Origin of the sequence: Paenibacillus sp. FSL M7-0802, from assembly GCF_038004945.1 — a bacterium.
GTDB lineage: Bacteria > Bacillota > Bacilli > Paenibacillales > Paenibacillaceae > Paenibacillus > Paenibacillus polymyxa_B.
In genome coordinates, this window is sequence record NZ_JBBOSD010000001.1 from 5,747,469 (window position 1) to 5,761,363 (window position 13,895).

Here is a 13,895-nt window from a genome sequence, read left to right on the forward strand (position 1 = left end):
TGGATGTTGATTATTTAAAAAATTGGTTCTCATTAACGCAATCCCCTGACCAAAGTTTCTGGTAGGGGGATTGCGTTAATGTAAGTTCTAGTTCACATACTTCTCTATCGTGCTTCGGACTGCACCAGGACCTGCCAGCATCTCATGAAACATGGCTTCAATCTTGTCGCCCAGACCAATCTCATATAATCGGACACCGAACAGTTTGTCATCCTCGAGGAGGCAGCGAACCTCGGAGGTCTGATCGCCCAGCTTCGTATTCTGCAAATATCCCTGTAATGTATCTAGTAACGGGTCCGGACTGAGTATGAAGGGTGCTCCTTGATCATCCACTCCCAGCAAATAGCGACACCAGATCGCAATGGTCAAGGGAATAGCAGTCAAGTTCGCAGGATCAAGTCCTGCTGTGCTAGCATAAGACTTTATGGTTTCACCAAAACGGATGCTCATCTTTTGAGAGGTATCTGTTGCAATCCGCTGAGGCGTATCCGGAATATAGGGATTGGCGAAGCGTTCCTGCAATACCTCGTCAATAAATGGTTTCGGTTGGATAATAACGGGATCAACTACAACAGGCAAACCTTCCTTGTAGCCAATGGTTTCCACCAGACGACGCAATGTGTGATCCCTCATTTCATCTGCAATAAGCTCATATCCAAGCAGACACCCAGCTAGGGCCAGCGCTGTATGCAGCGGATTGAGACAGGTAGTGACTTTCATCTTCTCCACTTTGTCCACCGTATCCCGATTCGTGAAGATGATGCCAGCTTCCTCCAGTGCAGGTCTCCCGTTCGTAAACTTGTCTTCAATGACCAAATACTCGCTAATCTCAGCATTGACAAAGGGAGCCGTATACGTATGCCTTGAGGTAACGATCATCTCCATGTCGGCTAACCCCAGCTCCCGAAGAGCAGACTGTACTTGCAAGGAAGGGCGGGGGGTGATTTTGTCAATCATGGTCAGGGGGAAGGTTATTTTCTCCTCATTATGCAGATAGTCTGCAAATCCTTCCTCTACCAGGCCTCTGCGAGTCCACTCCTTGGCGATAGCAATCATACTATCCTTTAACAGATCGCCGTTATGGGAGCAATTATCCATGCTCACAAAGGTCATTGGATGCCGCCCCTTCAGGTAACGCCGATAGGCAAGCGAAGTAGCTATGCTCATCACATGCATCGGTTGTTCAGGACCATTCGTCAAATCCCTCTCCAGAACAGCCAGATACTTGCCGTCGGGCCCGGTCAGGGCGTATCCTTTTTCCGTGACAGTAAAGCTGGCCATCTGCAGGGACGGATTCTCAAATATTTCAATCAGACGGAGGTAGTCGTCTGGACGATTTTGCTCTGCTGCGAGTCCCTCAACGATGCTTGCGACCACGCTCTTGTGAAATCTTCCGTCAGCACTCATCAACACCAGTAAGGTTAGATTGTCATAAGGCTTATAGACTTTGTCGATCATTTCAAAATCAAAGGCTTCGGCCGCAATAATACCTGTATCCGCTTTCAATTTATTCAGCAGTTGTTGCTGCGCGTTGGCTATCAACCCTCGAAAAATATTGCCTGCGCCGAAATGCACCCATTGTGGTCTAACTCGGGTGTTATTGGCTACAAGCTCCAGATCATATTTTGGCAGTTCGATGTCTGCTTCTTTCCAGGCCGCCTTGTCTGAAAGGCCTTTCCGGTCAAGTTGGAGCATTTATTTCACTCCTTTGCCTTGAGCGAGACTATCCCAGACACCCAGCAAGTACATAACTCCCAGTGCACGGTCATACAAACCGTAGCCTGGACGACAATTCTTTTCTTCCCCCCATAGATGTCTGCCGTGATCCGGGCGTACATATCCCTGATAGCCGTTCTCGTGATAAGCTCTAACTACTTCCGGAACATCGACGCTTCCGTCCTTCCCGCGGTGTGACACTTCAATAAAGTCACCATTCTCAAACACCTTGACATTACGAATATGAGCAAAATGAATACGATCATGAAACTCCCGAATCATGGCTGGCAAATCATTCTCAGGATTGCTCCCCAGTGAGCCTGTGCAGAAGGTTAGACCATTATATGGGCTGTTCACTGCATCTAGGATGCGCTGGATGGTCTCACGACTACGGACAATTCTCGGCAATCCGAAGATGGGCCATGCCGGATCATCAGGATGAATGGCCATCTTGATGTCAACCTCCTCGCAGACCGGGATGATGCGCTCAAGAAAATACTTCAGGTTGTCAAACAACTTGTCTTCTGTGACATCCGCGTAAGCAGCAAAAAGTTCATCCAGTCTCGACAACCGCTCCGGTTCCCAGCCAGGCATGGTGAACTTTCCGGCTCCCTCGAGAATCCGATCCACCATTTGGCGGGGATCATCGGTAATGGCAGCCTTTTCATAAAAGAGGGCGTTGGACCCGTCAGGTAGTTCCTTATACAGTTCCGTTCTTGTCCAGTCAAAGACAGGCATAAAGTTATAGCAAATCACCTTGACTCCCACTTTGGCTAATTTTCGAATGGTGTCGATATAAATGTCAATATATTGATCGCGGGTAGGCAGGCCGATTTTGATATCATCGTGGACATTTACACTTTCTACGACCGCCGTACTAAAGCCCTTGCTCGTAATCTGGTCAGCTACTTCCTGAATTCGCTCCATTTCCCATACTTCACCGGCTACCTTATCATGTAAAGACCAGACAATGCCCATAACTCCCGGAATTTGCCGGATATGATCCAGTGTAATATTGTCGTTGTTTTCACCATACCATCTCCAGGTCATATTCATAACGATACCCTCCCTGATTGTATTTCGTTTGTCTTGTATACAAGATTGAGTTGATCATAAATTATAGGGTTTGTTCTTGTCAATGATAATTTCAGAGGGGTTCGTCAGCTCAAAATGCTTTATAATATAACTAGATTTATAAAGTAAAGGTAGGAATGATATGTTTACAAAAGAAGAAATCATGCAACTGTTGAAAAAAGATATTTTGTCACTGACCTTAAAGCCGGGTACTCTTCTCAGTGAGACGACCTTGTCAGAACGCTTCCAGCTGTCCAGAACTCCGCTACGCGATGTATTGAAGTGGCTTGCGCTTGAGTCCTACATTGATATTTATCCCAAGAAGGGGAACATTGTGTCCTATATTGATCTAGAGTCCGTTGAACAAATTATTTACTTAAGAAGCGCATTGGAAAAGGAGATTATGAAGGAGCTTTCTTCGCAAATTACATTAAGCGATGTACAGAAGTTGAGTGATATTCTAGACAGACAGAGAGCTGTGATTGAAGAAGATCATGCTACGGATCAATTTCTCAGTCTGGATGATCAGTTTCACCAAACCATGTTCCAATTGGTGGGACGGGGGTTTCTTTGGCAGCTCATTCAGCAGTCGAATGTTCACTATATCAGATATCGCAAGCTGCATATGCTGGAAACAGGGAAGCTGATGGGCATCTGGCATGAGCACCAAGCTATGCTTGAATACATGCTGAATAAGGAAACAACCAAAATGGATGATCTGGTTCATCATCATCTCAGAGAGGATATCCATTCGCTCGATTTTCTCCGGAAGTTCGCTGATTATATCAAGAAATAAGGCAGCTAGCTCAAATTAACATGTATGAATTTTAAAGTAGTGGGTAATTCATGGAGGCTGTTCTACAAGTTGAATATGTCGGTGATAGAGCGAGTAATAAACGCGAGACTGCAGCAAATTTATGGGCGGAAACGTGCCGGCCTGTGTCATTCCATTTTTGCTCGTGAGCATTGTTATTTACCGTCAGGCGGTGGTCAAACTGGAGGAATCCTCACAGGAGTTTGCAGCCTTGTATACATGTTTCAGGCCCCGAAGCAAACGGATATTAAGCAGTGGAAAAAGGTGGAGCTACTATATCAACAAGGATACGCTTACCACTCCTGCGGCTGCGGCGGCCCCGGGTACAGACCCTCCCGGCTGTCGGAGGTACCTGAATTTCTGGAGATACAGCGAACGTTTGAGAATAAGAGAGAGGCGCTGCTGTACCGACTTTTGCAGAGCTAGTTGACGCGGGCTTATAACAAACGTAAGTGAAAGTAAATTTGGCAATTGGAACAAACATATCCTGGATATATTAATACATATCACAGTGTTTCACAGTAAGTGTAAGCCAGGAATAGAGAATGAAATAAATTATCTTCTTTTTAGTTATCATAAAGAAGAGCCTATAGAATCACATTTGAGATGAAGTGAATTATAGAAACTTTCATGCTTTCCCATTTTCCCAAGTGCAAAGATGAACATGCCCGAAAAAAAATATAAGAGGTTCACTATACGCGCTTCGTTCGCTGAACTAACGGGCAGGTTAGCTCAATAAGAACCCGACGCAACTTCAGGGTTTCCTTAGGCTACATAGGAGCGATAGGGAACTATGCAGTAACTGAGTTCGGCTCGAGCCATGGTTTTTGATGTGACTAATGATAGCGGAAAATCAAAAAAGAACCTGGATAGTTTTATCAGGTTCCTTTATATTGCATATAAAACAGACACGATGATATAATCAGATTACGACTTCGTAAATTTTTAGGGACATAATTATTACATCTTACAATTTAACTTTACCATGCCGCTAAACTCTTGTCAAATGTTTTTTTCTCAATTTAATAGTTAGGAGAGATATTGAATGAGTTCTTTGGTTCTCGGTTTTCAGGAAATGGAAAAAACGCAGTTTTTGCTGGTTGGCGGAAAAGGGTTAAATTTAGGGGAATTATCAAAAATTGAAGGAATACCTGTACCAGAAGGTTTTTGTGTTACAACAGTGGGGTATCAAAAAGCCATCGAACAAAAAGAAACGTATTATGCATTGTTGGACCGACTAACAAGGCTAAAAGCAGAAGAACGAGCTCAAATTGGTGAAATCAGCAGGCAGATTCGACAAATGATTATGGAAGTAGAAGTTCCTTCCGATGTTGTGGAAGCAGTTACTCACTATCTCTCACGGTTTGGAGAGGAACATGCTTACGCAGTGCGTTCTAGTGCGACTGCTGAAGATTTACCACATGCCTCTTTTGCTGGTCAACAAGACACCTATTTAAATATCATTGGCAAAGAAGCAATCTTGCAGCATATCAGCAAATGTTGGGCTTCCCTATTTACGGATCGCGCGGTTATCTACCGTATGCAAAATGGATTTGACCACAGTCAAGTTTATTTATCCGTTATCGTTCAAAGGATGGTTTTCCCGCAGGCTTCAGGAATTTTATTTACCGCTGACCCGATTACATCCAACCGGAAACTGCTATCCATCGATGCCAGTTTTGGACTTGGAGAAGCACTGGTCTCTGGCTTGGTCTCTGCCGATTGTTATAAAGTACAGGAAGGGGAAATCGTCGATAAGAGGATAGCAACCAAAAAATTGGCTATCTATGGACGAAGAGAAGGCGGAACAGAGACCCGGCAGATCGATCCCGATCAGCAAAAGACTCAAACCCTTACTGAACAACAAATTTTACAACTGGCACGCATGGGAAGACAGATCGAAGCTTATTTTGGCTATCCACAAGATATCGAATGGTGTTTGGCCCATGATACTTTTTATATTGTCCAGAGTCGTCCAATCACGACTTTATACCCGATCCCTGAAGCAAATGATCAGGAAAATCACGTTTATGTATCTGTCGGTCATCAACAAATGATGACTGACCCGATAAAACCATTGGGATTGTCTTTTTACCTGTTAATAACTCCTGCACCCATGCGTATAGCCGGTGGAAGGTTGTTTGTTGATGTTACACATATGCTGGCTTCACCTGTCAGTAGAGAAACTTTCTTAAATACCCTGGGACAATCTGATCCGCTCATAAAAGACGCATTTATGACCCTAATAGAGCGAGATTTTATAAAATCGTTACCAGATGATAGAACAGAACAGAGTCCCGGTAATAGCAGTAAAGGTAGGTCGTCTGCAGGTTTTCAAGCACAAATCGAAAACGATCCGGCAATCGTTTCTGGTTTGATTAAGAACAGTCAAACATCGATAGAAGAATTAAAACAAAACATCCAAACGAAATCAGGAGCAGATTTATTTGATTTTATTCTGGAAGATCTCCAAGAATTAAAGAAGATCTTATTTGACCCACAAAGTTCAAAGGTTTTTATGACTGCTATGAATGCTTCGTCATGGATCAATGAGAAAATGTACGAGTGGTTAGGTGAAAAAAACGCAGCAGATACGCTTTCTCAATCTGTACCAAACAACATTACTTCGGAAATGGGTCTGGCGCTATTGGATGTCGCAGATGCGATTCGTCCTTATCCGGAGGTAATTGATTATTTACAACATGTAAAAGATGATAATTTTTTGGATGAAATGGTTAAGTTGGATGGTGGACAGGAAACTCAAGACGCTATCTATGCTTATCTCAACAAATACGGAATGCGATGTGCCGGTGAAATCGATATTTCGAGAACTCGTTGGAGTGAAAAACCAATTATACTTGTCCCCATGATTCTCAGTAATATCAAAAACTTTGAGCCTAATGCTGGCAATTGGAAATTTGAGCAGGGGCGACAGGAGGCTTTGAAAAAAGAACAAGAGTTATTAGATCGATTGAAGCAATTACCGGATGGTGAACAAAAAGCCAAAGAAACAAAACGGATGATCGATCTGATCAGGAATTTTATCGGTTATCGTGAATATCCTAAATACGGCATGGTTAATCGCTACTTCGTTTATAAGCAGGCTTTACTAAAAGAAGCCGAACAACTCGTACAAGCTGGCATTATTCACGAAAAAGAAGATATATACGATCTCACTTTTGAAGAACTTCACGAAGTCGTACGCACAAATAAACTGGATTATCAGATCATCAGTAAACGAAAAGACGATTACAAATTATATGAAAAACTAACTCCCCCGCGTGTAATCACGTCTGATGGTGAAATCATTGCGGGTGAGTACAAACGAGAAAATCTCCCAGCTGAAGCGATTGTAGGTCTGCCTGTTTCTACCGGAGTTATAGAGGGACGAGCACGTGTCATCTTAAACATGGAAGATGCTGATCTGGAAGATGGAGATATATTAGTCACCGCCTTTACTGACCCCAGCTGGACACCATTGTTTGTATCCATAAAAGGCCTAGTCACCGAAGTTGGTGGACTGATGACTCATGGAGCCGTTATCGCACGTGAATATGGCTTACCCGCTATTGTCGGAGTGGAAAATGCTACCAAGCTGATAAAAGATGGGCAACGAATTCGTGTGCATGGAACAGAAGGGTATATCGAAATATTGTAATGGCTGAATACGCTAAGTAATAGCCTCTGTCATAATGGACGGCATTAAATGCAACCTGTCATGGATAAAAGGGCGGTTATCCTGTTCGTCCTTTTATCCATGACACAAAATGATTTATACATAGCTGACCCGATAATCTAAATCTCTTGTCCTTTACGGGAATAGGTACAAGTACTTTTCCTCGACTTGAGACAAGAACTTGTACCGTTAGAACAAAAAATCCGCTAAAATAGCGGCTTTTAATGTCTTGTTCTCGACAGTATCGGGTGTTAAATACCCAAATGTGCCCTCAGAGTCGAACCTGCATATTCGCTTCTGAACAAGCCTCTTTCAACCAACTGCGGCATTAGTTTTCCAAAAAATATTTTCATAGATTCTTCTGAACCGCCTGGAAGAGCTATAAATCCGTCAATAGCCCCAGCCTCAAACCGCTCAATAATATCGTTCAATACGTCCTCAACTGTTCCAACGGAAACCCAATGAGCAGATCCGACGACCTCGGGTCTTGCCAACACATCTTCCACTGTAGGCTGATGGTTTATAATATACCGGCGCAAAAGCTCAGCATGTGTCCGGCTACGGACTGGGTGATTCGGATCGGGAAGCATATCGGCAGTTACGCGATGTTCCAAAGCAAAGCTGCTTAAATCAAGGCCAAGCACTGACTTGAGCAGTGCATGTCTGCGCTCCATACTTAGATGCGCATGTGCTGACTTATGTAATTCATGCGCTTCCTCGCGAGTTTCAGCCAAGAAAAAATATAATCCAGGCAAAACTTTGATGGCGTTCGGATGGCGTCCATGTTCTTTGGCTCTTTTTCTCAGATCATTTCGCAACTCCACTCCGGATTCAAGGTCTGGCATGGCCGCAAAAATAGCATCCGCTATTGAAGAGGCAAAATTTCGTCCTGTATCTGACGTGCCTGCTTGAAATAAAGGAATAGATCCCGATGTATGGGCAGGTAAAGTAAGCGGTCCCTGGACACTGGAAAAATCGCCTGAATGATTAATTGAAGAAACCTTATTCTTATCAGAAAAAATGCCTGACTCGCGGTCAATTACAATCGCTTCATCAGGAAAACTTTCCCATAGTTTGCGTACGACATCAGTAAATTCCATTGCTTTCGCATATCTTTCTTGCGGTGAAGGCATAGGCGAATCACCGAAATTTTCTGCGCCTTCAATCGAAGTTACGATATTCCAGCCTGCGCGCCCGTTACTGAGCCAGTGCAACGACTGAAGCTGCCTTGCGAAAACATACGGTGGATTGAAAGTGGTGGAAACCGTTGTCACTAATCCAATCCGCTTGGTTTCACGAGCAATCGCCGCAAAAATCATTGTAGGATCGGGACTGCCAAAGTTAGCGGAATCGCCCAGCATCTGCGGACTAACATAAAGATAATCCGCCTTGAAAATAAAATCGAGCTTTGCCTTCTCCGCCATTTCTGCCAAATCAATGTAATAGTCAATTGACCCCATCTTTTCCACACCGCTGTCCTGGTGCCGCCAACCGTCCCCTTTCATCCAAGTCGCAGATAAGGATAATCCAATGCATAATTGTCTATTTGTAGTCAACTCTATCAACCTTTCTCTATAGAAAAATAATGTTGCGCCTAGGAAATATTCCGATCAGTGCATGCTTAAGTAGGCGAAGCCAACCGAGTTAACATCCAACACCGACGTCTCTCCATGGCAACAAGCGCTCGGTGATCATAATGAGACCTCTGAATTAATTAATAATGATTCTCATTATCAACATAGATTGTAGCAAGTACTACACAAAATGCAAATATACAAATCGCGAACGCTATATGTAGGATTATCTAATCCAGCCTTGCTGTGTGATTATTTATGATGATCTAATCTTAATCTATGCGTGATGCAGAGGGAGACACACCGAAATTATTTAAATACTTTTGATCTTGAACTTAAATTCTATTTCTTTTAGATGATAGTAAAGTCTATGAATTAATCCGTTTACTTGGTTAGATAGGATTAAGCAATTGTTTCTATTCAACAAATATCCAAATAGTGATTGAGCTATCGAGAAACGATAGTTCAATGAACAAGACAGCAAGGCTATAACATGCCAAGTTGCATTAGAATTTAAAGAGCTGGAAGTTGCAGTTTCATCTGACCAACCTCCAGCCCGCAAGCTTAAATATCCCGTCGCTCAGGCCAGCTGCAGCGATGGCTTCCCTAATGAGAACCTTACGGTCATGGAACCCACAATTATAGTGAGTTCTATGATGTCCTTCGTCATTGGGGTAAAGTGACTGACTTGACTTGAGCAGAGGTATTTCCGTAAATATCCTTGGCAAGTACGAGAATATGCAGCGTATCGGCTTGGGAGGAACCACCCTGTTTGTATTTAGTAGTTGGAAGCGTTGCTGACCAATTGGCTTTATCTTCTGTAATATCGACACGAATGCCATTGACATAAACTTTAAGCTGTGCAATATCGCTTTGATCTGTGACTGAACCTTCCAAAGTGAGAACATCATCCGTGATTGAAGCATTCAACTTAAGTTCAGGGGTTCCTGTTTCCTTGCGTTTAGAGGGTGGGAGAGCAGTTTGCGGGTTATAGGAAAAGGTTTCATCCTCAAGCGCTGGCGTGCGTGCTGCAATAGGACGGTTTTTGGTCGCCTGCTCATAGGAATAAGCGTAACGAAGCAGGTCATTATCGCTGTATGCGGCACCTGCCATCGTCAGATTAACGGGCATACCGGTATCCTTCATAGCGCCCATACTCACAGACACACTTGGGATCCCGTACTCGCGTAGAATGAAATTCGTATTGGAGAAATAGTTGCCATTCTCCCAAGCCTCCTCATAGGACGTTTCATTCACATCGGAGTCAGCTTTGCCGATATTCGAATTTGCCGGGAATGCAATAAAATCAAGGTTGTTTTGCTTCATCCAATCTTCAAAATCAATCTTTCGTACATTTTCAAGCCCCCTCAGACCTTCCTGAAACTGAGGAATTTGTTCGTAAGGAGTGACGCCTTTCTTTATGGTTTCAATGAATACGTCATAGTGGCCAAGGTCTCTACCACGTTTGGCATCTACCGAACCGGGCGGATTCGGGAAGACGGTTGCAGGGTCGATATTAGCCCATGACGGGAAATTCGGATCGCCCACACTTTTAAGGAATTCCTCAGCAGCATAAGGATTAAGCAATCCGAATTCCTTTTCAACCCACTTTGCCGGCATCAAACCACGTTCCTCAGGTGTTTTTGCTGTTGCCCGGTCTTTCTCGCTGTTCGCCTGCAAGGGGAAGTCAACTTCCACAACCTCAGCTCCAAGAGCAGTTAAATCCTTTACAGCTTTTTCCCATAATGCCTGTATCGAAGGTCTGAATTTGATCGGAGTTGTAGTTTCATGGTCCTTACCAATATAGATTTTCGGAACGCCAATGCGCTTGCCTTTTAAAGCTTGAATGTCTCGCAGCTCTAAATAGGATTTGGGACGGACACTGTTGACAGAAGGGAGTCGAACGGCTTTCTGTTCTCGCCAGAAATCCCCCTTGGTGATCTTATCTTCTACAACGATCACGTCAAGCAAGCGGAGCATGTCCTCGACAGTCCTCGTATGTGGGACAACGACATCCCGTATAGGGAAGAGCGGCCAATTCCCCCGAATGGAGATTAGGCCCCGCGATGGCGTGTAGGCAATTAAACCATTGTTAGATGCTGGTGATCTTCCAGAGGATACCGTTTCTTCCCCCATACCGAAGGCAGCAAGGTTGGCGGCTGTTGATACGCCAGATCCGTTAGAGGAGCCAGAGTACCAAGCTGCAGCCAAATAATTTGGATTGTACGGACTTTCAGCACGGCCATAAACGCCTCTTTGCATTCCCCCTGCTGCCATTGGTGGCATGTTGGTTTTACCAATGAGCACCCCACCGGATTTGCGTATCTTCTCTACTGTAAAGGCATCGTCTTTTGCCATCAGATTTTTGAAAGCCGGAGATCCAGAAGCGACAGTGAGTCCCTTAACCTTGTAGCTGTCTTTAACCGTGTAGGGGATGCCTTGCAGTGGACCGGTCTTAATACCCTGTGCCCTTAGTTGATCAGCCTGAGCGGCTTCTTTTAGTACGTCGGGGTTCAGAACAGGGATGGAATTCAGCCGAATGCCACTAGCATCATAGGCATATACGCGGTTAAGGTACAGGGCGGTGAGTTCGACACTCGACAGTGCTCCTGACTTCATCGCGTCCTGCATCTGAGCAATCGTAGCCTCTTGCAATTGAAATGTAACTAGGGAGGAGACGGGTTCACTACTGGTTTTATTTGAGGAAGAGGGCGAAGGGGTGGCGGATGCAAGGGAGCATCCCGTGAGAGTTAAAATCATACCAGTCGCGATCCATTTGCAATAATTACCGATTACATTCCTTGCATTCGCTTTTAGCATTCGTGCGCACATAGCATTTTCACTCCTTAAATTAGATAGGATCAGGAATTTGAATAGAGAGGAACGAGAAATTCATAAATGTTTCTAATTATACTACTTATTTTCATATGAAATGTCAATTTTTGTAATACGGATATAAAGGGAGCCATTTAAGGTAAAATGGTGCCCGAGATTACACTAGGGAGCTTCCCTAGCAAATCCCGAGCACCAGAGGGCGTTTTCCATGGGTTACACTTGTAAGTCACTGAGGATGAAACACCTAGACATTCTCAATATAGTAAACATTTGGCTAAGATAAATACGAGCGATCATAATGAAAATTCAATGAAATCCACGTAGGCATCCCAGGTTCCGTCATCGCTCGTCAAGGTGAGTTTGACGTCCTGATCTCCGGTAGCGTGAGTAATGTTGGATAAAGTTTGGACAGTCGGCGTTTTGCCCGTGAAATAAAAGGAACCCACAGTTACTCCTCCAATAACCAAGTCCACTTTGGCCGTACTAGCATTGCTTGAAGCCCCCCGTACTGAGATATTATGCGTAGGGTTGGCAAAATACTGTGAGTATGATGCATAGTCAGCAGTGGCATACAGAGCAGCCCCGTCAAAAGGTGTACTGATCTTGCCCGCATAAGTGCCGCCAATGTTCATGTTCTCAGCTTCAACCTTTGTCCCCGTATTGTTCCCCGTGTTGGGGGTAAACTGCCAGGCATCCAAATTAAATAGATTGCCGTTTCCTGTCCCAGTAAACACCAGATAAATGTTGCGAACCCCAGTTGCATTATTGATCGTGGTCTCTACTTCTCTCCAGGTCTGCATACCTCCAGTTGAAGGTACTTTTAAGGTGCCGACTAAAGGGCCTGTCTCACTGTCAAGACGTACTTCAATACTACCACCGACATTTGTGGCAACATTGGCTTTGAACGTCTTTGCTCCGGTAGAGCCAAAATCAGCCTTCCCGACAGCGACCCAGTCCCCATTGTGAATATTGGTCACATTCAGATTACTGACCGGACCGCCAGTGGCTTGAGTGGGCTCGGACGTAATACCCGCCTGCCACGCCATGGTTTCCGCTTCAACTCTGGTATATGGATTTAGATTGGATAGCTGAGCTATTCCAGTCATATTCCCTTGTACCTCCTGGATGCTTCCATCGGTATTGTACACCAGTTTATTAATGTGAGGAGAGCGATAGCCTTTTCCATTTCCAATTTGTGCCTTGCTGACCGTTTGGGCATGATACACGACGTACCACTCATTTTTAAAGTTAAATACAGCATGGTGGTTGTTGCCGCCAACGCCGAAGAATGTATAGGGGTTTTTCAGGAAATGGCCTTTATAAGTGAAGGGGCCCATCGGGTTATCGCCGACCATATAGCCGATTTCACCTGCAGGGTACTGTGGCGGGTGTGTCCCGGCAAAGTTAATGCAGTAGGAATAATAGTATTTGCCATTGTACTTATGAATACCAGAATCTTCAAATAAGTAAGGTGCATCAATGGTGGTTGTGCTTCCAACAACACTTATCATATCGGCCCCCAACTTGATCACTCTAGCTGTTTTAGGATTAGCAATGGAAGCTGGATCGGATTCGTTAGGAATTCCCCCACCGCTATACAGGTATCCTGTGCCATCATCATCCACCAACACAGCCGGATCAAAAAGCCATGTCACGCCAGCCATTCCAGGCGTACTATGTGTCACAAGCGCTTTACCGAGGGGGTCTGTCCAAGGTCCGATCGGCGTGTCTGCTGTCAGGACTCCAATTCCTGCCCCACCATTGGCAAAATAAAGAAAGAATTTATCTTTGCCATTCAATTTTTTATGCGCAATTGCTGGAGCCCAGGAGTTAGAGGCCCATTTGGCAATGCCTCTACCGTTGTTCTTGTTGTTGGCACCTGCGACCGGTATCGTTCCGTGATCCGTCCAATTCACCATGTCCGCGGAGGAAATGACCTGGATGCGATCCAGTGCACTGAAGTCATTGTCTTTAATCGATCCATCATTGTTATAAACATACGTATCACTTGACATGTAGACATACACCCTTCCACCATATACCAATGAATAGGGATCAGCTCCCAATTTATGATCCACTAGAGGGTTGGAATTTCCAGGGAGTTTAGCCAGTGGTCGATTGGCAGCATCTACACTTAGCACGAGAGAGACACCAAGCAATAAAGTGAAGGAGAGAAATAAAGCTAGACATTTTCTAATCATAACAA

General features: G+C 44.4%; 8 protein-coding genes. 3 read left to right on the top strand and 5 right to left on the bottom strand.

Features of this window, described 5'->3' with window-relative positions; translation table 11 throughout:
* Positions 1-87: 87 nt before the first annotated feature.
* Entirely contained in the window at positions 88-1,695 is a 1,608-nt protein-coding gene (locus tag MHB54_RS26335; protein WP_264453737.1) for a mannitol dehydrogenase family protein, read from the bottom strand.
* Positions 1,696-2,772, bottom strand: a complete 1,077-nt coding sequence (uxuA, locus tag MHB54_RS26340; protein ID WP_023988816.1) for a mannonate dehydratase — start codon at positions 2,770-2,772, stop codon at positions 1,696-1,698. It abuts the gene before it with no gap.
* 160 nt (positions 2,773-2,932) lie between these two features.
* On the opposite strand from uxuA, the gene MHB54_RS26345 reads away from it, so the two are divergent.
* From MHB54_RS26345 to ppsA, 3 genes are all read left to right on the top strand, one after another.
* A complete protein-coding gene (locus tag MHB54_RS26345) occupies positions 2,933-3,586 on the top strand; it encodes a GntR family transcriptional regulator (RefSeq protein WP_028541608.1) in 654 nt (217 codons plus the stop codon).
* A 69-nt stretch (positions 3,587-3,655) separates the two neighbouring features.
* Complete coding sequence (locus tag MHB54_RS26350) at positions 3,656-4,030, top strand: hypothetical protein (RefSeq protein ID WP_226887811.1); 375 nt, start codon at positions 3,656-3,658, stop codon at positions 4,028-4,030.
* Positions 4,031-4,649: 619 nt separating this feature from the next.
* Positions 4,650-7,262: a phosphoenolpyruvate synthase gene (gene ppsA, locus MHB54_RS26355; protein ID WP_264453738.1), complete on the top strand. Its 2,613-nt coding sequence runs from the start codon at positions 4,650-4,652 to the stop codon at positions 7,260-7,262.
* A gap of 269 nt (positions 7,263-7,531) precedes the next feature.
* Here the strand turns inward: ppsA and MHB54_RS26360 are convergent, their stop codons facing one another.
* The 3 genes from MHB54_RS26360 to MHB54_RS26370 form a co-directional block, all read right to left on the bottom strand.
* Positions 7,532-8,836: an NtaA/DmoA family FMN-dependent monooxygenase gene (locus MHB54_RS26360; RefSeq protein WP_053325516.1), complete on the bottom strand. Its 1,305-nt coding sequence runs from the start codon at positions 8,834-8,836 to the stop codon at positions 7,532-7,534.
* Between the two features lie 684 nt (positions 8,837-9,520).
* The gene (locus MHB54_RS26365; RefSeq protein WP_023988811.1) at positions 9,521-11,686 is read right to left on the bottom strand and encodes an amidase; all 2,166 of its coding nucleotides are present in this window, start codon (positions 11,684-11,686) and stop codon (positions 9,521-9,523) included.
* A gap of 296 nt (positions 11,687-11,982) precedes the next feature.
* Positions 11,983-13,890 (bottom strand): carbohydrate-binding protein, encoded by a 1,908-nt coding sequence (locus MHB54_RS26370; RefSeq protein WP_023988810.1) that lies wholly within the window; start codon positions 13,888-13,890, stop codon positions 11,983-11,985.
* Between the last annotated feature and the right edge of the window lie 5 nt (positions 13,891-13,895).

Bases quoted from the DNA above. Each gene is read 5' to 3' on its own strand.
- MHB54_RS26335 (WP_264453737.1), bottom strand. From the start codon at position 1,695: ATGCTCCAACTTGACCGGAAAGGCCTTTCAGACAAGGCGGCCTGGAAA.
- uxuA (WP_023988816.1), bottom strand. From the start codon at position 2,772: ATGAATATGACCTGGAGATGGTATGGTGAAAACAACGACAATATTACA.
- MHB54_RS26370 (WP_023988810.1), bottom strand. From the start codon at position 13,890: ATGATTAGAAAATGTCTAGCTTTATTTCTCTCCTTCACTTTATTGCTT.
- ppsA (WP_264453738.1), top strand. From the start codon at position 4,650: ATGAGTTCTTTGGTTCTCGGTTTTCAGGAAATGGAAAAAACGCAGTTT.
- MHB54_RS26345 (WP_028541608.1), top strand. From the start codon at position 2,933: ATGTTTACAAAAGAAGAAATCATGCAACTGTTGAAAAAAGATATTTTG.
- MHB54_RS26365 (WP_023988811.1), bottom strand. From the start codon at position 11,686: ATGTGCGCACGAATGCTAAAAGCGAATGCAAGGAATGTAATCGGTAAT.